Raw genomic sequence first — 24,564 nt, 5'->3', positions numbered from 1 at the left:
AAAGACGCCACGGCCGGGCTCCCCTCAGTCAGCGGCCGTCTCGATGGCAGCTTCGAGATCGGCGACGATGTCGGCCGGGTCCTCGATCCCAACCGAAAGCCGGACCATGTCCGCGGTGACGCCGGCGGCCGCCAGCTCGTCGTCGGCCAACTGCTGGTGGGTGGTGGAGGCCGGGTGAATGACGAGCGTTTTGGCGTCCCCGACGTTCGCCAACAGCGAGGCGAGGTCGGTGTTCTCGACGGTCGCTTTCGCCGCCTCGTAGCCGTCGGCGAGGCCAAAGGTGATCATCCCGCCGTAGCCGCCCTCCAGGTACTCGCTGGCGTTTTCGTGCGTCTCGTGGTCTGCCAGTCCCGGGTAGTTCACCCACGCCACGTCGGAATGGTCGGCGAGCGCCTCCGCGACGAGCATCGCGTTCTCGCAGTGGCGCTCCATTCGCAGCGGGAGCGACTCCAGCTGCTGGAGCGTGTTCCAGGCGTCGAACGGCGCCTGCTGGTTGCCGAGATCGCGCAGCCCGCGCGTGACCGCCGCGAACGTGAACGCCGCGTCGCCGAAGCGCTCGGCGAAGTTGACGCCGTGATAGGCGGGGTTCGGCGCGGCGATCTCCGGGAACGTCTCGGCGTGCTCGCTCCACGGGAAGGAGCCGCCGTCGACGAGCACGCCGCCGACGGTGGTGCCGTTGCCGGTCATCCACTTCGTCGTGGACTCCCAGACGAGGTCGGCGCCGTGTTCGAGGGGCCGGCAGAGATACGGCGTGGCGAAGGTGTTGTCGACGAACAGGAGGACGCCGTTGTCGTGGGCGATCTCGGCAACGCGCTCGATGTCCGGCGTGACGAGCGCGGGATTGCCGATCGTCTCGAAGTGGACGAACGCGGTGTCCTCGTCGATCGCCGCCTCGTAGGCGTCGTAGTCGAGCGTGTCGACGAACCGGGTGGTCACCCCGCGGCGCTCGACCGAGTGGGTGAGGTAGGTGTAGGTGCCGCCGTACAGCGAGGAGGCGGAGACGATGTTGTCGCCGGCGGACGCGAGCAGGAACGTCGCGAGGTTGAGCGCCGCCATCCCGGAGGAGGTGGCGACGGCGCCGACGCCACCCTCCAGCGAGGCGATCCGCTTTTCGAGGGCGCCGTTCGTCGGGTTCATCAGCCGCGAGTAGACGTTGCCGGCCTCCTCCAGCGCGAACAGCCGCGCCGCGTGGTCCGCGTCGTCGAACACGTAGGAGGTGGTCTGGTGGATGGGCGTCGCCCGCGCGCCCGTCGTCGGATCCGGCTCGGCGCCGGCGTGGACGCTGCGCGTGCGGAATCGGTGCTCCCTCTCGTCGCCGTCGTCGGGGGCCATACACGGGGTTTCGTGGGAGACTTCTTATAAGGAGGCGGCGACGACGACTTTCACCGCCGTTGAAGCCGACGCCGTCACCCGCGAAACAGGCTGGAGTGAACCGGCGCGTGCTGGGGACCGCCGTCCGTCTCGGCGGGGTCCCCGTCCGGATCGCGCTCCAGATCGTCGACGACCGCGCCGCCCTCGACGCCGTCCGCGATGAAGTCGCGAATCGGCGGGCCGACGTGTTCGGGCTCGACGAGGAACGCGTCGTGGCCGTGGTCGGAGTCCACCACGTGGTGAGCAACCGGCGTGTCGCCGGCGTCGAACGCCCGCGCCACCGTCTCGGACTGGTCGACAGTGAAGTGCCAGTCGCCGGTAAAACTTACCAGCAGCGCCTCGCCCGCGAAAGCGGCGAGGGCGTCGGCGTCGTCGCCGTAGCCCGCAGCGAGGTCGTACTCGTCCATCGCCCGCGTGAGATAGAGGTAGCTGTTGGCGTCGAAGCGGTCGACGAAACCGTCAGCCTGGTAGTCGAGATACGACTCGACCTCCCGATACGGGAAGAAGGACGCGGCGGGGTCCGTCGGCAGGCCGAGCCCGCCCTCCTCACGGCCGAGCGAGTCGCGGCCGGCCGAGCGCCGGCCGAACTTCCGCTCCATCGACGCCTTCGAGAGGTACATCACGTGGCCGATCTGGCGCGCCAGCGCGAGACCGTTGTCGGGAGCGGGGCGGTCCTCGCCGTAGTAGTCGCCCTCGTTCCAGTCGGGGTCCGACCGAATCGCGCGGCGGGCGATGGCGTCGAGCGCGAGACACTGTGGGTCGAGCCGACCGGCCGCCGCGACTGCGACGACGCAGTCGACATCGTCGGGGTAGCGTTTCGCCCACTCCAAGACGTTCATCCCGCCGACGCTGCCGCCGACGACCGCGCGGAGCCGGCCGACGCCGAGGTGGTCGAGCAGCCGGCGCTGTGCGCGCGTCCAGTCTTCGACCTGCACGGGCGGGAACGCGGTGCCCCAGCGGTCGTGGTCGGGCGCCTCGCGCTTGGCGTCCGCGTAGAGCCCCTCGGGGCGCTCGCTCGCCGGGCCGGAGGAGCCGTAACAGGAGCCGGGAACGTTCGCGCAGACGACGTAGTACTCCGTCGTGTCGATCGCCTTGCCCGGCCCGACCACGTCGTCCCACCATGCGCGGGCCTGTCCAGCCTGCCCCGTGTTGCCTCCCTGCCCCGCATCGTCGCCGGTGGCACCGCCCGCCCCGGCGGCACCCGCGGGGGTAGGCGTCCGCGCGACGTTCTGGCTCCCGGTGAGCGCGTGACAGACCAACACCGCGTTGTCGCCTTCGAACTCGCCGTACGTCTCGTAAGCGACCTCCAGATTAGGGACCGACTGGCCGCACTCGAAGACGAACTCGCCGAGGGTGGCCACGTCGGCGTCTGCGGGTGTCGTGCTCATCTCGGGCTCACTCCTCCACGGCGTCGCCCGACGCGTCCGAGTCCGTCGCCGCCCGTTCGCCGGCGTCGAGCCCGGCGTCGAGGTCGGCGATCACGTCCTCGGGGTCCTCGATGCCGACCGAGAGCCGGAGCATGTCCGGGAAGACGCCGGCGGCGACCTGTTCGGTCTCGCTCATCTGTGCGTGGGTGGTGGAGGCCGGGTGGATGATGAGGCTCTTGGCGTCGCCAACGTTCGCGAGGAAGCTCGTCAGCTCGACCGCCTCACACAGCGTCTTGGCCGCCTCGTAGCCGGCGTCGACGCCGAAGGTGACCATCCCGCCGTAGCCGTCCAGATACTCCGCGGCGTTGTCGTGGGTCGGGTGGTCCTCGAAGCCAGGGTACGTCACCCAGTCGACGCGGTCGTCCTCGCGCAGGAACTCGGCGACCTCGCGGGCGTTCTCACAGTGGCGGTCCATCCGGAGCGGGAGGGTGTTGAGCCCCTGGATCGTCTGCCAGGCATCGAAGGGGGACTGCTGGCCGCCCGTCGGGCGCACCCCGCGCTGGCGCGCGACGTTCGCGAAGGCGGCGTCGCCGAACTGCTCAACGAAGTCGATCGGGTACGCCGGCGATTTGCCCGAGAGCTCGTCGTAGTCGGCTTCGGGATGGTCCCACAGGAACTGTCCGCCGTCGACGACGATGCCGCCCACGGTGGTTCCGTTGCCGGTGATCCACTTGGTCGTGGACTCCCAGACGATGTCGGCGCCGTGCTCGAACGGGCGACAGAGGTACGGGGTCGCGAACGTGTTGTCGACCACCAGCGGGACGGCGTGCTCGTGGGCGATGTCGGCGAGTCGCTCGAAGTCGGGCGTCACGAGCGAGGGGTTGGCGATCGTCTCGACGTGGACGAACGCGGTGTCCTCGTCGATCGCCTCCTCGTACGCCTCGTAGTCGAGCGTCTCCACGAGCCGGGCCTCCACGCCCCGGCGGTTGAGGATCGTGGTGAAGTACGCCGACGTGCCGCCGTACATCTCCGAGGCGGCGACGACGTTGTCGCCGGCGCGCGCGAGCACGGTGGCGATCGCGTCGATGGCGGCCATTCCCGACCCGGTGGCGACGGCGTCGGAGCCGCCTTCGAGGTCGGTGATGCGCCGCTCCAACGCGGAAACGGTCGGGTTCGAGAGCCGGGAGTAGATGTGGCCGTCCGCCCGCAGCGCGTACCGCTCCGCGGTCTCGTCGGCGTCCTCGAACACGAACGACGTCGTCTGGTGGATCGGCGTCGCGCGTGCGCCGGTCGCCGGGTCCGGCTCGGTCCCGGCGTGGAGACTCCGGGTTCTGAACCCACGTGTCATGTGTAGCGTGCATAATAGCTGCACACATCTATAACCGTCAGTTACGGCAACGCCTGCCTTCGACGCGGACGCGGGTCGGTGGCGGTCCGAGGAGCGAAACGCTATTTTCAGACGCATAATCAACTGACCGATCCGGTTGACGGAGACGGCTTGGTGACCGATATCGGGAGTGGACCTTTTTCTGCGTCGGGTCGGCGGACGGGGCGCCTTCGGCGCCCCTGCCGACCACTCCGTGAAAAATTTCCACCAAAAATCGCCGGAAGCCGTCGACTTGGGCGCAAAGCGCCCTCGCGACGCTCCCGGTACACTGTGCTTGTCTACTGATAAAACCACACGCGCGTCGTGCGTAACTCACTCCCGAGGTCGCTCAACGAGCAATTCACCTCGACCGGCTGTTTCGAGCGAGAATGCGCCTGAAGAAGGGGGTTCAACAGCGTCGGCTTTCCGGGCTTATTCGCCGAGCAGCTCCAACAGCAGCGCCTTCTGGGCGTGCATGCGGTTTTCCGCCTGGTCCCAGACGAGCACGCGGTCGGACTCCATCACCTCGTCGGTGATCTCCTCGCCGCGGTGGGCGGGCAGACAGTGCATCACCTGCGCGTCGGTGTCCGCGAGCAGCTCGTCGTTCACCTGGAAGCCGTCGAAGGCGTCGAGCTTCTCCGCGCGGAGTCCTTCCTGTCCCATCGAGATCCACACGTCGGTGTAGACGATGTCGGCGTCCGCGACGGCGGCTTCGGGGTCCGTCGTCGGCTCCACGTCGGCGCCGAACGCGGCGGCGCGCTCGAACACCGAGGGGTCCATCCCGTAGTCGGCGGGCGTCGCCACCTCGATGTCGATGCCGGCCATCGCGGCGCCGACGACGAACGACTGTCCGACGTTGTTGCCGTCGCCCACCCACGCCACGGTGGCGTCCTCGCCGACCGTCTCGCGAATCGTGAGCAGGTCAGCGAGCGTCTGGCAGGGGTGTGCCTCGTCGGTGAGTCCGTTGACCACGGGCACGTCGGCGTACGCCGCGAGCGTCTCGGCGTCGGCGTGGTCGAACAGCCGGCCCATCACGCAGTCGACGTAGCGGCCGAGCACGCGGGCGGTGTCACGGAGCGGCTCGCCGTGACCGAGCTGGATGTCCTCCGGCCCGAGGAACATCGCGTGGCCGCCGAGCTGGGTCATCCCCGTCTCGAAGGAGACGCGCGTCCGCGTCGACGGCTTCTCGAAGATCATCCCGAGCGTCATGTCGTCGAGCGAGCCGCCGTCCTCGCCCGCCTTCAGCGCCGCGGCGCGGTCGATCAGTCGGTCAAGCTCCGCGGGCGTCACGTCGTCGATGTCGAGGAAGTCGTCGGTGGCGAGGGTCATGGTGTGGTCGTCGGTGGTATCGGTCGAGTCGTTCCGGTCGTCGGTCGGTGTGAGTGTGGTGTCGGTGGTCTGCATCGTGTTGAGCGTCGTCAGTCAGCGATCGGGGCCTCACAAAACGCGTCGGCGCCGCGGCGTGAGCCGCGACGCCTACCGTCGGTCTCGACAGACGTCGCTCAACACGGTCGTCGCCCGGTCCAGCTCCGAGAGCGCGACGCGCTCGTCGGGTGCGTGGTCGAGGTCGGAGTCGCCCGGGCCGTAGGTGACCATCGGGCAGTCCCACGCGGCCGCAAAGAGGTTCATGTCGCTCGTCCCGGTTTTGCGAAGGAGGCGGGTGTCGCCGCCGGCGCCCCGGATCGCGACCCGGAACGCCCGCGCGAGGTCGGTGCGCGGGCTCTCCATCACCGGCGGGATCGGCTCCTTCCACTGGACCGACCCGGTCGTCAGCTCCGCTTCCGCCAGCTCGTGGACCTCGTCGACGGTCCTGGCGGGCGGCACCCGGAGCTGCACGTCCATCGTCGCCTCCACCGCGAGGCCGTCCTCCGTGAGCCCGCCGTCCATCGAGACGGGCTTGGTCGTCACCTGCTCGAAGACGGGCGTCGACCCGTCGTCGGGCGTGAACGTTTCCTCGACGCCGTGCCACCAGTCGATGGCGTGCTGGATCGCGTTCGGCTCCGGGCGCGAGGAGTGGCCCGACTCGCTGGCGTTGACGTATGTCCCCGCCAGGAAGCCGCGGTAGCCGAGGGTGATCCCGTCCCAGCCCGACGGCTCGCCGTTGACGACGGCGTCGGGCTCCGTCTCGCGCTCCTCGACGAGGTGGCGGGCGCCCCGGGAGTCCGTCTCCTCACCGACGACGCCGACGAAGGAGACGCCCGTCCGCACGGCGGCGACCGCCATCGCAACGAGGGGGCCGGTCGCGTCCACGCTCCCGCGACCCCACAGCACGGGCTCGCCGGGCTCCGCGACCGGGTCGTCGTCTGCCGCGGGTTTCACCTCGACCGGGATATCGCCCGGCACGGTGTCGATGTGGGAGGTGAGCAGCACGGCGTCGTCCGCGGGGGCGCGAACGTTCCCCACGTCGTCGAGCCACGCCTCGCGGCCGTTCGCCTCGAAGAAGTCGACGAGGCGCTCGGCGGCGACCGCCTCCTCGCCCGACGGCGAGGGGATCGAGACGAGGTCGTACAGCAACTTGCGGGCCGGCGTGTCGCAGGCGGCGGGATACCCCCCGCCGGCGACCACGTCGGTCCCGGTTGCGGACGACTCCGCCGGCTCGGCGTCATCGGAGTTTCCGCCCCCGCTCATTCGCCGAGCACCTCCACGAACGCGTCGACGAACTCGTCGACGTGGTCCTCGTCGATCGTCAGCGGCGGGAGCAGCCGCACGACGGTGCGGCCCGCGGGCAGCGCCAGCACGTCCTGCTCGATGGCGAGGTTGCGCAGCACGCGGTTCGCCCCGCGTTTCACCTCGATGCCGACCATCAGCCCCTCGCCGCGCACCTCGCGGACGGGGAGGTCGTGCTCGTCCGTGGCGGCCTCCAGCTCCGCGACGAGGTAGTCGCCCACCTCGCCGGCGTGTGCCGGCAGGTCCTCCTCGACGAGCGTGTCGAGGGTGGCGTTCGCCGCCGCACAGACGACCGGACCGCCCGAGAACGTCGAGCCGTGGTCGCCGGGATCCTCAGCGATCCAGTCGGCACACAGCGTCGCTCCCATCGGAAGCCCGTTCGCGATCCCCTTCGCGGTCGTGAGGATGTCGGGAACCACGCCGGCCTGCTCGCAGGCCCACAGCGTTCCCGTCCGGCCCATGCCGGTCTGGATCTCGTCGAAGACGAGCGCGGCGTCGTTCGCCTCGGTCACTTCGCGGGCGGACTGCAGGTAGTCGACGGCTGCGGGGTGGATCCCGCCCTCCCCCTGCACGGGTTCGAGGAACACCGCGGCGGTGTCGTCGTCGACCGCCTCGGCCAGCTCGTCGGCGTTGCCGTACTCCACGAACTCGACGCCGCCGGCCAGCGGCTCGAACGGCGCCTTGTACTGCTGTTTCCACGTGAGCGCGAGCGCGCCCATCGTCCGGCCGTGGAACGCGCGCTTGGTGGCGACGATCTTCGTCGAGTCGGTCGCCGAGCGCGCGAACTTCATCGCGGCCTCGTTGGCCTCCGTGCCCGAGTTACAGAGCCAGACGTTCTCCAGCCCCTCGGGCGCGAGCGTCGCCAACTTCTCGTACGTCTCCGTCCGCTCCGCGACGGGGTAGGAGGCCTGCACGTAGGTCAGCTCGGCCGCCTGCTCTTGAACCGCCTCCGTGACGGCCGGATGTGAGTGGCCGAGCGGGGTGCAGGCGTAGCTGGCGCCGAAGTCGAGGTAGTCGGTGCCGTTCTCGCTGGTGAGGTACGCGCCCTCGCCGGACGCCATCGCGATCGGCTTCTCCGAGAAGACGAAGCCGCTCATTGGGACACCTCCGTGTTCGCTTCACCATCATCGTTCGCATCGTCCGCATCCAGCACGGACCGTTTGATCGTCGTCCCGGCGCCGCCGAGCGCGGCGACCACCGGGTCGCGGACGTTCGCGTCCGAGATGACGACGGTCGGGGAGCCGCCCGAGAGCGCCTCCGTCGCCGCCATCACCTTCTTGCCCATGAATCCCTCCGCGGCGTCCTCCAGCGCGTCGAGCTCCGCGGGCGTTGCTACCGACTCGATCAGCGTGTCGGGGTCGTCCGGGTCGGCGTAGACGCCGGCCACGTCCGTCAGCAGGACGAGTTCGGCGCCGAGCGCACCCGCAACCGCGGCGGCCGCGCGGTCCGCGTCGGCATTGACGGGCGTGACGCCGTCGTCGCTCTCTTTCCCCTCCATGGGCGGGGAGACGACCGGCGTGTAGCCGTCGGCGAGCAGGGAGTCGAGCAGGTCGGCGTTCACCGACTCGATCTTCCCCGAGTGCTCGCCGCGTTTGATCTTCTTTTTCCCGTCCTCGACGACGCGCACGGTGGACTTGCGCGGCCCCGAGAGGAGGCCGCCGTCGACGCCGCTGAGCCCCACGGCGTCGACGCCCGCCTCGCGGAAGCCGGCGACAAGCTCGGTGTTGAGCTTGCCCGCCATCGCCATCGTGAACGCCTCCATCGCGTCGGCGTCCGTGAACCGCCCGGTGACGCCGGAGGCGGACTCGACGTACTCCGGCTCCATGCCGAGCCGCTCGATCGTCTCGTCGACGACGGTGGAGCCGCCGTGGACGACGACGACCTGCCGGCCGTTGGCGACGAGGTGGGCCACGTCGCCCACCGCGCCCGCCGGGTCGACCGCCTTCGCACCGCCGATCTTCACGACGACCGGCGGCTCGTCGGCGGGGGTGCTGCTGTCATCCGCGAGGGCGCTATGACCGTCGCCGCTCATGGCGATCCCACGGGGTGGAGCCCCTCGAACTCCAGGCCGGCCGTCTCGGGCAGGTCCAAGGCGATGTTCGCCGCGTGGACCGCCTGTCCGGCCGACCCTTTCATCATGTTGTCGATGGCCGAGAAGACGACCACGCGCTCGTTGCTCGCGTCGAGCTCGAAGCCGACCTCGCCGTGGTTGGTGCCGGCGACCGCCTTCGGCTCCGGGTAGCGGTAGACGCCGCCGCCGCCCGCGACCAGCCGCATGAACGGCTCCTCGTCGTAGGCGCCGCGGTAGGCCCCCCAGAGGTCGCCCTTCGAGACGGGGCCGTCCGGGAACACGTGACAGGTCGCGCTCGCGCCGCGGACCATGTCCACGGCGTGGACCGTGAAGGACACGTCCAGCCCGAGATACGCCGCGATCTCCGCCTCGTGGCGGTGGCTGATCGGCGCGTACGGGCGCACGACGCCCGAGCGCTCCGGATGTGAGGAGGCCGCGCCGCCGCCGGCGCCGCCCTCCGAGGAGCCCACCTTCACGTCGACGACGACCTCGCCCGTGTCGGGACCGAGGATCCCCTGATCGACGAGGGGTTTCAAGCCGAGGATCGTCGCGGTGGCGTTACAGCCGCCGCCCGCGATCAGGTCGGCGCCCGGCAGGTTCTCGCGGTTGAGCTCCGGAAGCGCGTACTCGGCTTTCTCCAGGTACTCCGGCGCGACGTGGCCCTCGTACCACTCGTCGTACAGATCAGCGGTCGGCAGGCGGAAGTCCGCCGAGAGGTCGACGACCGTGTCGGCCGCCTCGAAGTAGATGTCGACCTGCTCCATCGAGACGCCGTGGGGCGTCGCGGAGAACAGCACGTCGACGGATTCGAGGTCGTCGGGGTCGGAAAAGCGCAGGTCCAGCCCGCGCAGGTTCGGGTGCGAGTGGCCGACCGTCTTGTTGGCCGCCGAGCGCGAGGTCGCCTGCGCGATCTCGAAGTTCGGGTGACCCGAGAGAAGTCGCAACAGCTCTCCGCCGGTGAACCCGGTTCCGCCGACGACGCTGGCGGTGAGGCGCTCCTCGCTCATGCGAGTAGCTCAGCCTCCTCGTCAGTCGCCGCCGAGTCGCCGTTTCCCGACGCAGCCTCGGCCTTCTCCTCTAACCAGTCGACGACCGCCGCGGGCACGTCCACGTCGCTGGCGTCGTTGAGCGCCTTGAACTCGACGGTGTGGTTCACCTCGTGGACGGTGTAGCCCCCGGGCTCGCCGTTCTCGTCGACACCAACTTCCATCAGGTCGATGCCGAGGAGGCCGCCGCCGACCGCGTCGGAGGCCTTCTTCACGAGTTCGAGCGCCTCGTCGTCGACGTCGAACGACTTCGTCTCGCCGCCCTTCGCGGCGTTGGTGAGCCAGTGGTCCGACGAGCGCGTCATCGCGGCGATCGGCTCGCCGTCGACGGCCACGACGCGGATGTCGCGACCGGGCTTGTCGACGAACTCCTGGACGTAGAACACCTTGTGCTCGTAGTGGCCCAGCGTCGCCTTGTGCTCCAAGATCGCCTCGGCGGCGCTTTCGGTGTCGATCTTCGCCATCAGGCGACCCCACGAGCCGACCACGGGCTTGAGCACGCAGGGGTAGCCGAACTCCTCGATGATCTCCATCGCGGCGTCGGTCGTGAACGCGACCTCCGTGTTCGGCGTCGGGACGCCGGCCTCCGCGAGCGCGAGCGAGTTCTTCGCTTTGTCCGCGCAGATGTCGGCGGTGTCCGGGGAGTTCACCACGGGAACGCCGTAGCTGTCGAGGAACTCCGTCGCGTACAGCGAGCGGCTCGTCGCCAGACAGCGGTCGACGACGATGTCGAGGTCCTCCACGTCGGCCGACGTGGAGTGGAGCCCGAACTGCTCTTTGCGCACGTCGATCTTGGTGACCTCGTGACCGCGCTCGCGGAGCTCCGCGAGGAGGAGCTTCTCGTCTTTGCGGATCCGGGAGTAGAGGATGCCTATTTTCACGCGAACCACCCCTGGTTCGCGTGAGCCAGCGAGTACTGTGTTCTCGCGTCGTTCATGTTACTCCCCCCAGTCCTCTTCGAGCTCCGGGGCTCGATCGAGGACCGGCGGGGAGACGTCGATGACCTCCAGCTCGGCGCCGCAGGTCGCACAGTCGATGATCTCTCCGGCCTCTAAGTCGTCGTGGAGCGAGACGTCGCCCCCACACTCCACGCATTCGGCTTGGCTCATTGTCGTACTCACGGATACAGCGTACGACCCTATAAACGTATCGAACTTATCGGATTAGTTATACAATCTGCAGGCTGCGCTACTGGTGTTTTGCTCGTTTTCAACCGCCGTGTGAAATCCGATGTCAGATTTCGAGTATTAGTTGTCCCCGAACGGGGACGGCGGCTTCGGCGCCGGTCGCGGCGGTCGAATCGCCGCCGGCGAACGCGGCGGGGCCGCGCTGTCCGGCGATCGTCGCTCGCATCGGACCGGCTGCACACTCGGCTCAGACATAGTCGGCCACCTCCGCGGCGAGCGTCTCCTCGGCGGTCGCGAGCGACGCGCGCGCCTCCTCAAGCGTCGTCTCGTCGGCCACGAGCGCGGCGTCCGCCGTCGACAGCTCCTCACGGACCGCCTCAGGGGCGGGGCCGCCGGCGGAGTCGCGGCTAGCGACGCTTTCGGCCGGGTCGAGTGCCTGTTCCACGTCCGCACGGCTCACATACTCGAACAGGGACTCCCCCAATACGCCTCGTGCGGCCTCGTCAACTTTTGCGGCGGCCGTTTCCGGGTCGTCGCCGTCCGCGATCGCCTCGGCGGCGTCCGCGACGACCTCGTGGGCCGTCCGGAAGGGGAGCCCGGCCATCGCCAGCAGGTCCGCGACGCCGGTCGCCGTCGAGAATCCCTCGCCGGCGGCCGTCGCCAGCGTCCCCTCATTCCAGTCGGCGGTCGCGACCGCGCCCGCGGCGATCTCCGTCGCCTCGCGCACGTCGTCGGCGATCTCGAACACGCCCGGGTGGGCGCGCTGGAGGTCGCGGTTGTACGCGCGGGGGAGCCCCTTCAGCAGCGTCAGCGTCCCCGTCGCCTCGCCGACCGCGTCGCCCGCGACGCCGCGGGTCAGCTCCAGCGTGTCCGGGTTCTTCTTCTGGGGCATGATCGAGGAGGTCGACGAGTAGTCGTTCGACAGCTCGACGTACCCCTTGTTGGCGAAGATGATGAGGTCCTCCGCGAGCCCCGACAGCGTCGTTGCGAGCGTCGCGAGCGCGTTGGCCGTCTCCGCCAGGAAGTCGCGTCCGGCGGAGGCGTCCATCGAGTTGCGCACGGTGCCGCCGAATCCGAGCAGCTCTGCGGTGCGCTCGCGGTCCACGTCGAACGGCGTTCCCGCGAACGCCGCCGCGCCGAGCGGCGAGCGGTTGACTCGCGCGTACGCGTCGAGCAGGCGCTCGGTGTCGCGGGCGACCGCGCCCTCGTACGACAGCAGGTAGTGGGCCAGCGTCGTGGGCTGGGCGGGCTGCAGGTGGGTGTAGCCGGGCATGACCGTTTCCGTGTGTGCCGCCGCGACCTCCTGGAGCGCCCCCCGGAGCGTGATCGTCGCCTCGACGGCCGCCAGCACGTCCTCGCGCAGGCGGTAGCGGATGCAGGTCGCCACCTCGTCGTTGCGCGAGCGCGCGGTGTGCATCTTCCCGCCGTCCGCGCCGACGCGGTCGATCACGGCGGTCTCGATCGCCTCGTGAACGTCTTCGCCATCGGGCAGCGCGCCGTGGCCGGCATCCTCGATGTCCGCAAGGGCGGCGAGTATCTCGCCGGCGACCTCCTCCTCGACGATCCCCTGCTCGGCGAGCATCACGACGTGCGCGCGGTCGACCGCGAGGTCGGCCTCGAAGATCGCCGCGTCGGCGTCGAGACTCGACAGGAACTCGCGGGCGGGGCCGCCGCTGAAGCGGTCGCGGCGGATCGCGGTGTCGGCGGCAGGGTCGTCGCTCATGGGGTTATTCCTGGTTCTCGTCTGTGTCGTCGTTGGTCACGTCGTTCGCCCCGGCGCCACCATCCGTGGCGAGTTCCGGCTTCTCGACGCCCTTCTTCACGTCGTTGGCCAGACGCTCCTGAAGGCCGTGGTACTTGGCGACGCCCGTGGCGTCCTCCTGGGCGATGCCGGCGACGTCCTCGGTGTTGAACGACGCCATCTCCTCGGAGTAGACGGCGTACTCGGAGTCGCGGGCGACGACGCGGCAGGAGCCGCCGGACACCTTCACCGTCGCGGTGCCGTTGACCACGTCCTGCGTCTCGTCGACGAACGCGTTGAGCGCGTCGACGACGGGCGCGAACGTGAGGCCCTGATACGCCTTCTCGGACCACTCCTGTTCGATCCCCTTCTTGAACGAGCGCTCGTTCTTGGTGAGCACGAGGTCCTCAAGCGCCTGGTGGGCAGTCAGGAGAACGGTCGCGGCCGGGTGCTCGTAGTTCTCGCGCACCTTCAGCCCGAGCATGCGGTCCTCCATCACGTCCGTGCGCCCGACGCCGTACTGGCCGGCGTACTCGTTGAGGTGCTGGATGAGCGGAACGGGGTCCATCGCCTCGCCGTCGACGGCGACCGGAACGCCGTCCTCGAAGGTGACCTCGATGGTGGTCTCGCCCTCGGGCTCGGCGGTCCACTCGTAGATGTCCGCCGGCGGCTCGTAGTTCGGGTCCTCCAGCTCGCCGCCCTCGACCGCACGCGACCAGATGTTCTCGTCGATCGACCAGACGCCGCCGTCGCCGGCTTCGACGGGGAGGTCCTTCTCGGCGGCGTACTCGATCTCCCACTCGCGGGTGAGGCCGAGTTCGCGCACGGGGGCGATCACCTCGAGGTCGGAGCCGCGCCAGACGGCCTCGAAGCGGAGCTGGTCGTTGCCCTTCCCCGTACAGCCGTGCGCGATGGCGTCACAGTCCTCCGCCTCGGCGACCTCAAGGATCGCCTTCGCGATGACCGGGCGCGCGAGCGCGGTGCCGAGCGGGTAGCCCTGATACGTCGCGTTGGCTTTCACCGCGTCGAAACAGAGGTCCGCGAACTCCTCTTTGGCATCGACGACCGTGAGGTCGAGGCCGAGCGCGTCGGCGGTCTCCTCCGCCTCGTCGAACTCGTCGGTCGGCTGGCCAACGTCGACGTTGACGCCGATGACCTCGTCGTAGCCGTACTCTTCTTTGAGGAGTGGGACGCAAACGGTCGTGTCGAGTCCCCCACTGAACGCGAGTGCTGCTTTCGTCATTACTGGAGTAGAACTGCTTTACACCCTTAAATTCAGCGGTTTAGATTTTACAAGAAAATGGCGGAGCGGACGCTCGCCGAGGACGGAGAGGTCACTCGAAGGGACAAAACGGCGCGAACGCGACGAGGGAAGTGAAGTTAGTGGCCTTGGGAGGCCGGTCGTCGCGCCGCGCCGGAAACCGGTCGCGGTCGGACGACTCGTCGCGGTCGCGGGACTCGTCGCTCTCGAAGGGGAGCGGCGTCGCGACGAGTGACCGCGCTCATTAGCGAGTTGTACTGGGTACGGCCTACTAAAAGCTTCCGCGCCGGCAACGCTTATGTGGGTGAGTGTGTCACGCAGACACGGCACCCACCTGCCCCGGCGCGCATTTCAGGGGTTCGCATTCTCGTGGACCAGTTCGACCGCGGACGACGGGAGCGCACCCGCCCGGCGGAGCCGAACGAGCGCCGCCGTCGACGCCGCGGCGACGACTCCTGCACCGAGGACGATGGCGTGCTCCAACATCGCACTGTGTAGTTGGGACACAAGGCTCAAAGTCGTTGTGGGCGCTCGCTGAGGAGTCTCGCGCCGGATCGACCCGCTCCGTTATCCGACGAGCGACAGCGCCACCGCCATCAGGAGCGCGGCCGCCGGCGGGATGGTGAGGTTGTCGTCGACCGGCACGCCTCTGATAAGGGGCGGGACGCCGTCCGCGATGGTTGCGCCCGCAGCGCCCGCCGCCGCGACGGCGAATCCGGCCGTGGTGCCGAACGCCGGCACCGTGAAGACGGCCGCGATGACGGTACACGTCACGAACATCGCCGCCCAGACCGCGGGTCGTTTGAACTCGGTCGGGCCGTTGTCGCCGAGCGCCCCGCTGACGGGGTCGCCGAGCGACAGCATCCACATCGCGGGGATCGCCAACGTCGGCGAGAGGACGCCGACGGCCGGCACCGCCAGCACCGCGACGGCTGCCATGCTGATCTGGTACAGGGCGTATCCCGCCACGCCGTCGGCCTCGTACTCGCGGACGAGCGCGGCGTACAGCGGCGCCAGCGGGCCGGCGTTGTCGGAGAGCCGGAGCGCCTCCAGCGCGCCGACGATCGCCACGCCGACGACCACCAAGGCGGCGGTCTCCGCCCACGAGAGCCAGCCCAGCAGGTAGGGGGCGACGTAGAGGCTCCCGCCGGCGTGAACCAGCCGGCGCTCGAACTCCACGCGTTCGCGCCACGATCGGGCGACCGGCGGGACGGACTCCTCCACGCCGGCAGGTGCGGAACCGTTCGATTCCCCGGAGTCGCGGTCAGTCACGTCAGTTGGTCTCCACGGTCGTCTCGACCGTTTCGTACCGGTCGAGCACGTCGGCGAAGTCGCCGCCCGCACGGAGGTCGGCGAGCTCGTCGGCGAGCGCCGAGACGGGGATCCGCACCTGTGCCGCGGAGTCGCGCTCGCGCACGGTGACGGTCTCTTCGCCCTCACCCTCCACGCCGTCGCGGTCGACGGTGACACAGAACGGCGTGCCGACCTCGTCCTGTCGGCGGTAGCGCCGGCCGATGGAGCCGGAGTCGTCGTACGCCACGGAGAGACCGGCCTCGCGGAGGTCGTCGGCAACCCGTCGCGAGAGATCGGTCAGGCGCTCGTCGTTCGTGACGAGCGGGAAGACGGCGGCATCGCGCGGGGCGATTTCGGGCTCCAGCGAGAGGTAGGTGCGCTCCTCGCCGTCCACCTCGTCGACGCGGTAGGCGTGTGCGAGCACGGTCTGGACCGTCCGACCGACGCCGAACGAGGGTTCGACGACGTGCGGGGTGATGTGCTCGCCGTTCTCCGTCACTTCCTCGACGGCAAAGTTCGCCACGTCCGTGTCGAGGGTGCACGTCTCGCCGTCCACCTCCACGCTCACGGCGTCGGCCGCGAAGGCGTCGGGGTCGCGTTCGGCCAACTCCTCCAGCGCCTCGGCGACCGCGCCGGCGTCGCCGCCGAACTCGGGGCCGAGCGTCGTCATGTCGGGGTCGACGGTGGCGCGCTCGACCGTCTTCGGCTCGTCGTAGCGTTTGAACACGGTGAACGCGTCGTCGCTGTACTCGCCGTGTTTCGAGAGGTCGTAGTCGCCGCGGTAGGCGAAGCCGGCGATCTCGATCCAGTTGCCGTCGACCTCCGACTCCGCGTCCCAGCAGTCGGCCGCGTAGTGGGCGCGCTCGCCGGGCAGGTGCTGACGGAAGCGGAACCGGTCCATGTCGACCCCGACCCGCTCGTACCACTGCTGGGCGACGCCGAGGTAGTAGGCGACCCACGGCGAGGAGATGATCCCCTCCTCGACCGCCTGGCCGATCGTCGTCTCGACGTAGGCGCCGTCCTCCGTCTCCTGTTCGGTGACGGGGTAGAGAACGACCTCCACGTCCGCGACCTTCTCCAGCCGGGGCTCGTCCTCCTCGGGGTCGATGAACGTCTCCAGTTCGGCCTGCGTGAACTCCCGCAGCCGGAGGAGCCCGCCGCGCGGCGAGATCTCGTTGCGGTACGCCGGGCCGATCTGCGTGATGCCGAACGGGAGGTTGCCGCGGGCGTACTCCTTCAGCCGCGGGAACTCGACGAAGATCCCCTGGGCGGTCTCCGGGCGCAGGTAGCCGGGCTGGGAGTCGCCGGGACCGATGTTCGTCGCGAACATGAGGTTGAAGTCCTCGACGTCCTGGCCGGCAAGCGGCGAGCCGCAGGCGGGACAGACGATGTCGTGGTCGCGGATCAGCATCTCGACTTCGCTCCCGGGAAGCGCCTCCGCGTCCTCGATGGAGGTTGCGCCCTCGACGAGGTGGTCCGCACGGTGGGATTCGCCGCACTCGCCGCACTCGACGAGCATGTCGTCGAACCCTTCGAGGTGACCCGACGCCTCGAAGACGGGCTCGGGCATCACCGTCGGCGCCTCGATCTCGCGGTTCCCCTCCTTCAGGGTGAACCGGTCGCGCCAGGCGTCCTCGACGTTCTTCTTGAGGGCGGCGCCCTGCGGGCCGTAGGTGTAAAAGCCCGCGGTGCCGCCGTACGCGCCGTTGGAGCCGAAGAAGAACCCGCGGCGCTTCGCCAGCTCGATCAGGTCCGCACTCGCCATGGGTTAGAGCCCCTCCAGCAGGTCCACGTCGCGCACGATGCCGACGAGATCGGCGCCGCTCACGAGCGGGATCTGCTCGACGTCGTTGCTGATCATCTCCTGGGCGACCTCCTCGGCGGTGCGGGTCCCCGTCACCGTCACCACGTCGCTCGTCATGAACTCGTGGGTCGGGCCGGCGGGGATCTCCACGTTGCGCGTCGGGAGGTACCGCGAGCCGGTCGCCTTGATCCCCTCCCAGGACCACTCGGAGTCCTGCTCGGCGAGCCCGTTGCCGGTGTTCTCCTCACCCTCGACGATGCGGGCCACGTCGAGCACGTCGACCTCGGTGAGGATGCCGGTCATCTCGGCGTCGTCGTCGAGCACGACGGCGTACGGGACGTTCGAGAGGCCGATCTCGCGCTCGGCGACCGGCAGCGGCGTCTCAGCGTAGGTGGTGTTCACGTCGCGGGTTGCGAGCTCGTCGACCGTGCGCGACCCGTTCACCTCGCCGCGGGCGATGGCGCGGACCACGTCCGTCACGGTCACGATGCCGACGAGCGCGTCGCCGTCGACGACCGGCAGCCGGCGGGCGCCCTCGGCGACCATCGTGGCGGCGGCCTCCCGCAGGTCGTCATCGGCACCGACCGTCGAGACCTCGCGCATCAACAGCGCCAGCTGGTCCTCGTCCGGCTGTTCGATCAGGTCGTCACGCGAGACCAGCCCGCGGTACACCTCCTCGCCGTCGACGTCCTTGACGACCGGCACCGAGGAGAAGCCGTGGTCCTGAATGTACGTCAGCGCGTCCTCGCGGGAGCCGGGAATCTCCACGACGACGAGTTTCTCGCGCGGGGTCATCGCGTCAGATACGTGCATGCACCCCCGTTCGCCGGGCCGCCTCTTGTAAACTGCGAAGGTGTGCCGACGCTCGTCGCACCGCGTTCACGACGAAATCCACGAATCCGACGCTCGACGACCGCGCGCGCTCCGCGGGTGTTCATCCGAAAGATTATTTTCAGTGACACGACCGTCGAATCGACGGATTCGTGTTCGATTTTCCCACGGTTCTAATGCACGGACGTGAGTATCTTGTCGATGATTGGGATTTGGTTCGATACGTTTATTACTCCGTGTCAGTTTCTGACAACCATGTCACGGAGTTCCACTCCCTGGGACGAACCGGACCCCGACCGTCACTCGCCGGCGCTGCCGCCGGCCTCGGAGCCGGCAGAGCCCCCGGCGTCGCCGGACGTCATGGCGTCGGTCGACGAGGCCCGGTCGCGACCCGAGCTCGTCATTGCCGACGTCTCCCGCGAGGACGCGTGGCTCTCCGTCGACGAGACGGACGCGCCCGTCCTCGAGGAGTGGTGTTGAGCCGGCGACCGCCGGCGTTGCTCGCCCGCGGCCGCTAGCGGGTCGCGGCGCGCCCCTTTTCAGAACCCGCGCTTCGAGCGTCGCGTACTATTTCCCTTATCGGTCGGAATTCTCGGGTTCCGCCCGAACACCAACTCCCACCTCCCACGCCCGGATCAGCGACGCCAGCGTCCGGCAGGTGGGGGCGTCGACTTCCGCTGCCTCCGCGCGGTCGAGCACCGCGCCGTAGATGTCGTCGACCTCCGTCCGCCGCTCCGCCGTCACGTCCTCGCGCATCGAGGAGTGGTTCGCGGCGGTGTCGGCGGCGACGCGCTTCAGGGCGTCGACGGCGTCGTCGTCCGACAGGGAGAGACCCTCTGCGCGGGCGACGCGTGCCACCTCGCGGGTCGCCTCCCGTGCCGTCTCGCGCACCGGCTCGTCCAGCACCGCGCCGTTCTCGATCCGCGAGAGCGCCGTGGGACCGTTGATCCCCGCGTTGACCGCGAGCTTCTCGAACCGCCGACGCGGCATGTCCTCGGCCGCGGTCGCGCGCATTCCGGCGGCGTCGAACGCCGCGCGCAGCCGCTCCGCGAAGGCGTTCGGGCCGCCGTGGAGCGCGCCGACCACGATCTCGCCGACGCCGGTGCACTCCACGTGGCCCGGCTCCACGAGTCGAGCGCCGTAGCTCGCCGTCCCCGCGAGCACGAGGGCGTCGAGCGCCGCGACGAGCCGCTCTTCCGTCAGCCCGTTCCCCAGCGAGCAGACCGCCTGGTACTCCCCGGTCGCGAGCGCCCGCGCGGCCGCGTCCGTGTCGTACGCCTTCGTCGTCACCAGCGCGAGGTCCGCCGACCGGTGGCGGCCGTCGGTGACCGCTTCCGGGTGGACGTGGGCCTCGACCGCCCCGCTGATCCGGAGGCCGTCCTCCCGGATCCGGCGCATGTGCGGGTTGCGCCCGACGAGCGTCACCTCGTGTTCGCGCGCGCAGAGCCCGCCCACGAGGCTCCCGAGCGCGCCGGCGCCGTAGACGAGAATCCTCATGGTGGTCCGTCGACCGCGTCCCTGAAAAGGTGGGTGGGTGATCGGGAGGACGGGGAACGGCGCTGCACCGCCGTCCCGTTCAGTCCTCCGCCCAGTAGTACAGCTCCTCGCGGGGTGCCTCGCAGTTCGGGCAGCTCTCGGGAAGCTCCGTGCCGATCTCGCCCATCTCGCCGCACTCCCAGCACCGCCACATCACGTACGCCGTCCCGAACACGTCGCGCGCCTCGGTGAGGTTCACCGCGTCGGAGCCCGCCGGCGCCCGCACGTAGAACCCGTCGTCGTCGACTCCCCGAACCGACCCCAGCTCGTTTCCGTCGGCGTCGTACACCGACTGGCCGATGCTCACATCCGCGAATACCGGTTCCTCGGTGGACATACGGCAGGATATTCGTGCTCCACCCCCTTAAGTGTGGTATCTGGTGCCGTGGATCATGATCGGTGGGCGCCGGCGGCCTCCTCAGGGCAGCGGCTCGGCGAGATACGGGTGTGGGGTCGGGGGGCCGGAGGCCGTGCGGGTGCGGTACCAGCCCGGATACCGCCCCGCGAGCGGCCCCGGAGCCGTCGACTCGCCGCCTTTTGTTGAAACTCCACACCCGGACACATTCCCGTATGGGACAGCCGGTCGATGCGAATCGCTTGGTGATCTATCCCGGGAGTGAGTATTGCAATTCGTCGCCGGCGATGTGGTATATAAATGGCCGCGAGAGGCTGTGACGTCTACACTTATAAACGGAGTTGCGGTGCGGTGGCGCGCCCGGCGAGCGCCCAGCGGGCGCTCGGCGGCGCGCGAGGGACGCCGCGAGCGGAGCGAGCGGCGAGGCTGGGGAGGTCTGAGGTGCGGTTGCGGCGCTGTGCGGGGCGGGACTCAAAGGGGCAGCCGGCTCCGGGACGACGGGCGACGCAAGCACTCAAAAGGGCGAGCAGCGCGAGCCCTTTTGAGCGCGCAGCGAGCCCCTCGACCGGAGCCGGCTGGGGCTTTTGCAGGCGGTCCTCACCGGCGCAGCACTCGCAACTCCCCGACCAAACTCTGCTTATAAATGGAGATCAACCTCACCAACATCTCGTTTATAAACGCCTCACACAACCACGTGAAACACGTACTCCCGAGGTCTCCCGATGAGGGTTCGGCGTCGAGCAGCACTGTCCCCGACTGGTCGACCTGCAAAATCCGAACGTCGCACCGCCCTACAGCCAGAGCAGCTGGGCGTGACGGGTCCCCTCGAACTCGAGGACCGCCTCCTCGTCGACGAGGCCGGCGTCGACCGCGACGCCGACCGCCTCCGTGCCGACGATGTTCGCGACCTGCGCGCGCTGGAGGCCGGCGACGACCTCCTCGTGAGTGGCCTCGACGGCCTCGGGCCCGCCATAAAAGGACTCCTCGACGGTGATGGTGGCGCGACCGTTGTCGTACGTCTCCCCGAGACAGTCGGGGTCACAGACGGAGACGAGCAGCCCCTCCTTCGTGTCACGCTCGCGCAGCAGCATTTAGAAGCCCTCGGGACCCTCGCCCTGCAGTTCGCGTTCCGGGGGCTGGCGACCGCCGCCGGCACCGCCCGCACCGCCGCCCATGCCGCCTCCACCGCCGCCCATGCCGCCGGCGCCCGCGCCACCGCCGGCGCCGCCCGCCTGCTCGTCGACCATCTGCTGTTCGGCCTCCTTGCGGATCTCCTCGGCCTGCTCGGCGACTTCCTCGGCCTGCTCGTGGTCGCCAGCCTTCTCCAGCGCGCGGGCCTTCTCCTCTAACACGTCCGCGTTGCGGAAGCCGAGGCGGATCGCGTTGTCGAAGCAGTTGACCGCGTCCTCGGCGAGCCCGCGCTCGATCAGGAAGAAGCCGCGATTGTACCACGCCTGGGCAAATCGGGGGTCGATCTCGACGGCGCGCTCGGCGTGTTCGAGCGCCTGCTCCTCGCGACCGAACTCGTGGAGCGCGTACGCCAGGTTCGTCTCCGCGGTCGCGGCGTGTTCGGACTCCTCGTTGTGTCGCAGCGCCTCCTTGTAGGCGCCGATCGCCTCGTCGTACTCCTCCAACTCCGCGTGGGCGACGCCCTTGTTCGTCCACGCTTCCTGCTGTTCGAGCGTGCCGTCCTCCGCGAAGCTCGCGGCGCGCTCGAACGTCTCCGTGGCCTCCTCGAACCGGTTGATCTGCATGTAGGAGAGCCCAACGTCGAGCAGCTGGTCGACGTCGACCTCGTCGGTCCCGATGTTGCGTTGGTCCAACTCGTCCGTCAGCACCCGCGAGTCGACGGGGTCGACCTTCGTCGGGTCGACCTTCAGCTCCGGCGGGTCGAGGGTGAACTCCTCGTAGTCGGCGTCGACACCCTGCCCGGAGGAGAACTCGTGGGAGCGTTCGTCCCGCTCGTCAGTCATATGACCGAGTTTGGCGGTCACGAGGGGTAAGGGTTACGTGTGGCCGGATGCCACCCTCGCGTCCCACCAGTTGTCACACCAGTTGTCGCACCAGTTAATTCCCCCTCGCGCGAAAGGGAAGCGTGGAGACGACGATCCTCGCACTGCTGTTCGCGCTCGTGACCGCCTACGGCGTCGTCTGTGCGGCCGCGCCCCGCTACTCGATGCATCTCGACGGAACGGCCGCCAGACAGGGCGGCGCGGACGAGTCCGCGGTTCGCGTCCGCAAGTACGGCGGCCTCCTCGCGGTTGCCGTCGGCGTGGCGGGGAGCGCGTTCCTGTTCGGACCGCCGGGCGTCCTCGTTGCGGTCGTGGCGGGCGGCGCCGCCGCGCTGTGGACGTCCGGCCGGGAGCCGCGGGACGCCTGACGGCCGTCCCTTTTACCTCCGATGAGCGGGTATCGTCGTCCATGCGCGCGTTCTTCGCGGTCGACCTGCCCGACGACTTTGTGGAACCGCTCGACGGGATCCAGGAGGAGCTTTCCGGCGCCGACGGGCTCGAGTTCACGGATCCCGCGCAGGCGCACGTCACGCTGAAGTTCCTCGGAAAGGTGCCCGAAGACGAGGTCGAGGAGGTGCTCGAAGCCGGCAGCAGAGCCGTCGAGCGCGCCGACGTCGAGCCGTTCGACTGTACGGTGGGCGGGCTGGGCGTGTTCCCCTCGACCGACTACATCACGGTGGTGTGGACCGGCGTCGACGGCGGCGCGGTCCAGCTCTCGAGACTCCACGAGACGCTGGAGGCGGAGACGACGGACCTCGGCTACGCCCCGGAGGAACACGAGTTCACGCCCCACGTCACCCTCGGGCGAATGAACGACGCCCGCGGGAAGGAGCTGGTCCAGGACGTGATCCGCGACCGCAACCCGGAGGTGGGGACGTTCGAGGTCGAGGCGGTCCAGCTGAAGGAGTCGACGCTCACGTCCGAAGGACCGGAGTACGAGACGGTGGAGCGGTTCGAGCTGTAGACCGTCGACCCCCGGCCAGGATCGCCACGGAACCCTTTTGCCCGCGCCCGCCCGACCTCGCGTATGGTCGTCGAGCTGCTTCTCGGTCCCGCAATCGGGCTCCTCTTGGTTGCCGTCACCTTCGTCGTCGTGCGCTGGGACGCCGACCGCGCGAACGTCGGTCGCCCCCTCCTGTGGGCGGTCATCGCCGCCGTTCCCGTCGGGATCGGGTCGGGGATGTACCTCTACGCGCCCGTCCCGATGACGGGCATTCTCGTCACCGCGAACACGGGGATCGTCCTCTACGGCTTCGAGCGCGAGGTCGCCAACGAGGGTGAACAGGACCTCGACCCCGGCACGCTTCCAAACGAGAAGTAGCAGGAGGGAAGTCGGACGGAGCAGCCGCCGTCGTCGCCGTCGCAGTTCTCGTCGTCTTATAAGGCCTCCCGATACGCCTCCAGCGTCCGCTCCACGTCCTCCTCGGTGTGCGCGTAGGAGGTGAACTGGCACTCGAACTGGTTGGCCGTGAGGAAGACGCCGCGGTCCGTCATCTCCTGCCAGAACACGCGCTCCCAGCGGTCGGTCTCGGCGGCGGCAACATCGGCACCCGTCTTCGGACACGTCTCGAAGCGCCCGCAGTCAGGATCCTGCCGGCAGCCGGCCGGACAGCACTCGCTCGGGTCGTCAGGCGCGTCGCGAGTGAAAATCGTCTTGAACATCGAGTCGGTGCCGACGACGGTGTACTCCGGCGCGCGCTCGGCGCAGATCTCCGTGATCCCCTCCCGGAGCTTGCGGCCGAGCCGGTTGACGTGCTCGTACACGTCGTTTTCCGCGGCGTACTTCAGGTACTCGTGGCCGGCGGCCATCGTGACGGGATGCCCCGAGAACGTGCCGGACTGGAACACGTCGCCGGCAGGGGTGAAGTGCTCGATGATCTCCGCTTGCCCGCCGATCGCGCCGACGGGGAAGCCGCCGCCGATGATCTTCCCGAACGTCGTCACGTCGGGGGTGACGCCGAACTTCGACTGGGCACAGCCGAGTCCGCCGACGCGGAAGCCGGTGATCACCTCGTCGAAGATCAGCAGCGAGCCGTGGTCGTCACAGAGGTCCCGCAGCGTCTCGTGGTAGCCGTCGACGGGCATCACGATCCCCATGTTGGCGAGGATCGGCTCGACGAGCACGGCGGCGATGTCGTCGCCGTGCTCCTCGAACACCTCGGCGGCGGCCTCCGGGTCGTTGAACGGGATCGGGAGGGTGTGCTCGGCGAACGACTCCGGGATTCCCGCCGTCGAGGGGTGGGCATCGCCGGGTTCGCCCTCGACGAGCGTCGACTCCTGGGCGCCGTGATAGCCGCCCTGCATCACGACGACCTTGTCGCGGCCGGTGTAGCCGCGGGCGAGCCGGACCGCCGACACCGTCGCCTCCGTCCCGCTATTGACGAACCGGATCGACTCGACGCTCGGCACGTGGCGGGCGACGAACTCCGCGTGCTCCACCTCGATCCCCGTGGGGGCGCCGTACATCGGCCCCGCGGAGGCGTGCGACTGCACCGCCGCCTCGACGGGTTCGGGCATGTCGTGGCCGTACAGCAGGGGACCGTACCCCATCACCCAGTCGATGTAGCGGTTGCCGTCGGCGTCGATCACGTGGCCGCCGTCGCCGCGCTCGATGAAGAAAGGGTGCGGCATGTTCGCACGCACCGAGGAGTTGACGCCGCCCGGCATGACGGACAGCGCGCGGTCGTACAGTTCGCGCGAGCGCTCGTGGTTCATG

At 69.3% G+C, this 24,564-nt stretch carries 25 protein-coding genes; 4 read left to right on the top strand and 21 right to left on the bottom strand.

Going from position 1 to position 24,564, the window contains the following annotated elements; translation table 11 throughout:
• Positions 1-24: 24 nt before the first annotated feature.
• From ACYQ07_RS09690 to ACYQ07_RS09615, 16 genes are all read right to left on the bottom strand, one after another.
• Positions 25-1,332 carry an O-acetylhomoserine aminocarboxypropyltransferase/cysteine synthase family protein gene (locus ACYQ07_RS09690; RefSeq protein ID WP_459880678.1) on the bottom strand — a complete coding sequence of 436 codons (1,308 nt, stop codon included), beginning with the start codon at positions 1,330-1,332 and terminating at the stop codon, positions 25-27.
• A 74-nt stretch (positions 1,333-1,406) separates the two neighbouring features.
• The gene (gene metX / locus ACYQ07_RS09685) at positions 1,407-2,759 is read right to left on the bottom strand and encodes a homoserine O-acetyltransferase MetX (protein WP_459880676.1); all 1,353 of its coding nucleotides are present in this window, start codon (positions 2,757-2,759) and stop codon (positions 1,407-1,409) included.
• Between the two features lie 7 nt (positions 2,760-2,766).
• On the bottom strand, positions 2,767-4,086 hold the full coding sequence (locus tag ACYQ07_RS09680) for an O-acetylhomoserine aminocarboxypropyltransferase/cysteine synthase family protein (RefSeq protein ID WP_459880674.1): 1,320 nt from the start codon (positions 4,084-4,086) through the stop codon (positions 2,767-2,769).
• A 450-nt stretch (positions 4,087-4,536) separates the two neighbouring features.
• On the bottom strand, positions 4,537-5,433 hold the full coding sequence (gene argF / locus ACYQ07_RS09675; protein ID WP_459883044.1) for an ornithine carbamoyltransferase: 897 nt from the start codon (positions 5,431-5,433) through the stop codon (positions 4,537-4,539).
• A 147-nt stretch (positions 5,434-5,580) separates the two neighbouring features.
• Positions 5,581-6,732, bottom strand: coding sequence for a [LysW]-lysine hydrolase (locus tag ACYQ07_RS09670; RefSeq protein ID WP_459880671.1), 1,152 nt, complete (start codon positions 6,730-6,732; stop codon positions 5,581-5,583).
• Positions 6,729-7,868, bottom strand: coding sequence for an aspartate aminotransferase family protein (locus ACYQ07_RS09665; protein WP_459880668.1), 1,140 nt, complete (start codon positions 7,866-7,868; stop codon positions 6,729-6,731). Before ACYQ07_RS09665 ends, ACYQ07_RS09670 begins: the two co-directional genes overlap by 4 nt.
• The gene (locus ACYQ07_RS09660) at positions 7,865-8,803 is read right to left on the bottom strand and encodes an acetylglutamate/acetylaminoadipate kinase (protein WP_459880666.1); all 939 of its coding nucleotides are present in this window, start codon (positions 8,801-8,803) and stop codon (positions 7,865-7,867) included. The genes ACYQ07_RS09665 and ACYQ07_RS09660 overlap by 4 nt, the downstream gene beginning before the upstream one ends.
• Positions 8,800-9,849: an N-acetyl-gamma-glutamyl-phosphate reductase gene (gene argC, locus ACYQ07_RS09655; RefSeq protein ID WP_459880663.1), complete on the bottom strand. Its 1,050-nt coding sequence runs from the start codon at positions 9,847-9,849 to the stop codon at positions 8,800-8,802. Before argC ends, ACYQ07_RS09660 begins: the two co-directional genes overlap by 4 nt.
• On the bottom strand, positions 9,846-10,769 hold the full coding sequence (gene lysX, locus ACYQ07_RS09650; RefSeq protein WP_459880660.1) for a lysine biosynthesis protein LysX: 924 nt from the start codon (positions 10,767-10,769) through the stop codon (positions 9,846-9,848). The genes argC and lysX overlap by 4 nt, the downstream gene beginning before the upstream one ends.
• Before the next feature lie 57 nt (positions 10,770-10,826).
• Positions 10,827-10,997 carry a lysine biosynthesis protein LysW gene (lysW, locus tag ACYQ07_RS09645; protein ID WP_459880657.1) on the bottom strand — a complete coding sequence of 57 codons (171 nt, stop codon included), beginning with the start codon at positions 10,995-10,997 and terminating at the stop codon, positions 10,827-10,829.
• Positions 10,998-11,262: 265 nt separating this feature from the next.
• Positions 11,263-12,738: an argininosuccinate lyase gene (argH, locus tag ACYQ07_RS09640; RefSeq protein ID WP_459880654.1), complete on the bottom strand. Its 1,476-nt coding sequence runs from the start codon at positions 12,736-12,738 to the stop codon at positions 11,263-11,265.
• Positions 12,739-12,742: 4 nt separating this feature from the next.
• Positions 12,743-13,999 (bottom strand): argininosuccinate synthase, encoded by a 1,257-nt coding sequence (locus ACYQ07_RS09635; RefSeq protein WP_459880651.1) that lies wholly within the window; start codon positions 13,997-13,999, stop codon positions 12,743-12,745.
• Positions 14,000-14,368: 369 nt separating this feature from the next.
• A complete protein-coding gene (locus ACYQ07_RS09630; protein ID WP_459880648.1) occupies positions 14,369-14,503 on the bottom strand; it encodes a hypothetical protein in 135 nt (44 codons plus the stop codon).
• 81 nt (positions 14,504-14,584) lie between these two features.
• On the bottom strand, positions 14,585-15,196 hold the full coding sequence (locus ACYQ07_RS09625) for a dolichol kinase (RefSeq protein ID WP_459883042.1): 612 nt from the start codon (positions 15,194-15,196) through the stop codon (positions 14,585-14,587).
• Positions 15,197-15,290: 94 nt separating this feature from the next.
• On the bottom strand, positions 15,291-17,075 hold the full coding sequence (glyS, locus tag ACYQ07_RS09620; protein WP_459880645.1) for a glycine--tRNA ligase: 1,785 nt from the start codon (positions 17,073-17,075) through the stop codon (positions 15,291-15,293).
• A gap of 3 nt (positions 17,076-17,078) precedes the next feature.
• Positions 17,079-17,927 carry a CBS domain-containing protein gene (locus ACYQ07_RS09615; RefSeq protein WP_459880642.1) on the bottom strand — a complete coding sequence of 283 codons (849 nt, stop codon included), beginning with the start codon at positions 17,925-17,927 and terminating at the stop codon, positions 17,079-17,081.
• A gap of 273 nt (positions 17,928-18,200) precedes the next feature.
• On the opposite strand from ACYQ07_RS09615, the gene ACYQ07_RS09610 reads away from it, so the two are divergent.
• The gene (locus ACYQ07_RS09610) at positions 18,201-18,425 is read left to right on the top strand and encodes a DUF7556 family protein (protein ID WP_459880640.1); all 225 of its coding nucleotides are present in this window, start codon (positions 18,201-18,203) and stop codon (positions 18,423-18,425) included.
• 96 nt (positions 18,426-18,521) lie between these two features.
• Here the strand turns inward: ACYQ07_RS09610 and ACYQ07_RS09605 are convergent, their stop codons facing one another.
• From ACYQ07_RS09605 to ACYQ07_RS09590, 4 genes are all read right to left on the bottom strand, one after another.
• On the bottom strand, positions 18,522-19,442 hold the full coding sequence (locus ACYQ07_RS09605) for a ketopantoate reductase family protein (RefSeq protein ID WP_459880637.1): 921 nt from the start codon (positions 19,440-19,442) through the stop codon (positions 18,522-18,524).
• A gap of 79 nt (positions 19,443-19,521) precedes the next feature.
• Complete coding sequence (locus tag ACYQ07_RS09600; RefSeq protein WP_459880634.1) at positions 19,522-19,818, bottom strand: DUF7130 family rubredoxin-like protein; 297 nt, start codon at positions 19,816-19,818, stop codon at positions 19,522-19,524.
• Positions 19,819-20,627: 809 nt separating this feature from the next.
• On the bottom strand, positions 20,628-20,927 hold the full coding sequence (locus ACYQ07_RS09595) for a DUF424 domain-containing protein (protein WP_459880631.1): 300 nt from the start codon (positions 20,925-20,927) through the stop codon (positions 20,628-20,630).
• Complete coding sequence (locus tag ACYQ07_RS09590) at positions 20,928-21,809, bottom strand: tetratricopeptide repeat protein (protein WP_459880629.1); 882 nt, start codon at positions 21,807-21,809, stop codon at positions 20,928-20,930. It abuts the gene before it with no gap.
• A 122-nt stretch (positions 21,810-21,931) separates the two neighbouring features.
• Between ACYQ07_RS09590 and ACYQ07_RS09585 the strand changes: the two genes are divergently transcribed.
• The 3 genes from ACYQ07_RS09585 to ACYQ07_RS09575 all read left to right on the top strand — a co-directional run bounded on the left by ACYQ07_RS09585 (position 21,932) and on the right by ACYQ07_RS09575 (position 23,169).
• On the top strand, positions 21,932-22,216 hold the full coding sequence (locus ACYQ07_RS09585; protein WP_459880626.1) for a hypothetical protein: 285 nt from the start codon (positions 21,932-21,934) through the stop codon (positions 22,214-22,216).
• A 41-nt stretch (positions 22,217-22,257) separates the two neighbouring features.
• Entirely contained in the window at positions 22,258-22,812 is a 555-nt protein-coding gene (thpR, locus tag ACYQ07_RS09580) for an RNA 2',3'-cyclic phosphodiesterase (protein ID WP_459880623.1), read from the top strand.
• A gap of 63 nt (positions 22,813-22,875) precedes the next feature.
• A complete protein-coding gene (locus ACYQ07_RS09575; protein WP_459880620.1) occupies positions 22,876-23,169 on the top strand; it encodes a hypothetical protein in 294 nt (97 codons plus the stop codon).
• 56 nt (positions 23,170-23,225) lie between these two features.
• Here ACYQ07_RS09575 and hemL read toward each other — a convergent pair whose 3' ends face one another.
• Positions 23,226-24,563: a glutamate-1-semialdehyde 2,1-aminomutase gene (gene hemL / locus ACYQ07_RS09570; protein ID WP_459880616.1), complete on the bottom strand. Its 1,338-nt coding sequence runs from the start codon at positions 24,561-24,563 to the stop codon at positions 23,226-23,228.
• Position 24,564: the final 1 nt, after the last annotated feature.

The sequence above is a fragment of the Halorubrum gandharaense genome, from assembly GCF_054654575.1.
This window is presented reverse-complemented; position numbering and strand designations above follow the sequence as displayed.

Bases quoted from the DNA above. Each gene is read 5' to 3' on its own strand.
- ACYQ07_RS09690 (WP_459880678.1), bottom strand. From the start codon at position 1,332: ATGGCCCCCGACGACGGCGACGAGAGGGAGCACCGATTCCGCACGCGC.
- metX (WP_459880676.1), bottom strand. From the start codon at position 2,759: ATGAGCACGACACCCGCAGACGCCGACGTGGCCACCCTCGGCGAGTTC.
- ACYQ07_RS09680 (WP_459880674.1), bottom strand. From the start codon at position 4,086: ATGACACGTGGGTTCAGAACCCGGAGTCTCCACGCCGGGACCGAGCCG.
- argF (WP_459883044.1), bottom strand. From the start codon at position 5,433: ATGACCCTCGCCACCGACGACTTCCTCGACATCGACGACGTGACGCCC.
- ACYQ07_RS09670 (WP_459880671.1), bottom strand. From the start codon at position 6,732: ATGAGCGGGGGCGGAAACTCCGATGACGCCGAGCCGGCGGAGTCGTCC.
- ACYQ07_RS09665 (WP_459880668.1), bottom strand. From the start codon at position 7,868: ATGAGCGGCTTCGTCTTCTCGGAGAAGCCGATCGCGATGGCGTCCGGC.
- ACYQ07_RS09660 (WP_459880666.1), bottom strand. From the start codon at position 8,803: ATGAGCGGCGACGGTCATAGCGCCCTCGCGGATGACAGCAGCACCCCC.
- argC (WP_459880663.1), bottom strand. From the start codon at position 9,849: ATGAGCGAGGAGCGCCTCACCGCCAGCGTCGTCGGCGGAACCGGGTTC.
- lysW (WP_459880657.1), bottom strand. From the start codon at position 10,997: ATGAGCCAAGCCGAATGCGTGGAGTGTGGGGGCGACGTCTCGCTCCAC.
- argH (WP_459880654.1), bottom strand. From the start codon at position 12,738: ATGAGCGACGACCCTGCCGCCGACACCGCGATCCGCCGCGACCGCTTC.
- ACYQ07_RS09635 (WP_459880651.1), bottom strand. From the start codon at position 13,999: ATGACGAAAGCAGCACTCGCGTTCAGTGGGGGACTCGACACGACCGTT.
- ACYQ07_RS09630 (WP_459880648.1), bottom strand. From the start codon at position 14,503: ATGTTGGAGCACGCCATCGTCCTCGGTGCAGGAGTCGTCGCCGCGGCG.
- glyS (WP_459880645.1), bottom strand. From the start codon at position 17,075: ATGGCGAGTGCGGACCTGATCGAGCTGGCGAAGCGCCGCGGGTTCTTC.
- ACYQ07_RS09615 (WP_459880642.1), bottom strand. From the start codon at position 17,927: ATGCACGTATCTGACGCGATGACCCCGCGCGAGAAACTCGTCGTCGTG.
- ACYQ07_RS09610 (WP_459880640.1), top strand. From the start codon at position 18,201: ATGTCACGGAGTTCCACTCCCTGGGACGAACCGGACCCCGACCGTCAC.
- ACYQ07_RS09605 (WP_459880637.1), bottom strand. From the start codon at position 19,442: ATGAGGATTCTCGTCTACGGCGCCGGCGCGCTCGGGAGCCTCGTGGGC.
- ACYQ07_RS09600 (WP_459880634.1), bottom strand. From the start codon at position 19,818: ATGTCCACCGAGGAACCGGTATTCGCGGATGTGAGCATCGGCCAGTCG.
- ACYQ07_RS09595 (WP_459880631.1), bottom strand. From the start codon at position 20,927: ATGCTGCTGCGCGAGCGTGACACGAAGGAGGGGCTGCTCGTCTCCGTC.
- ACYQ07_RS09590 (WP_459880629.1), bottom strand. From the start codon at position 21,809: ATGACTGACGAGCGGGACGAACGCTCCCACGAGTTCTCCTCCGGGCAG.
- thpR (WP_459880623.1), top strand. From the start codon at position 22,258: ATGCGCGCGTTCTTCGCGGTCGACCTGCCCGACGACTTTGTGGAACCG.
- ACYQ07_RS09575 (WP_459880620.1), top strand. From the start codon at position 22,876: ATGGTCGTCGAGCTGCTTCTCGGTCCCGCAATCGGGCTCCTCTTGGTT.
- hemL (WP_459880616.1), bottom strand. From the start codon at position 24,563: ATGAACCACGAGCGCTCGCGCGAACTGTACGACCGCGCGCTGTCCGTC.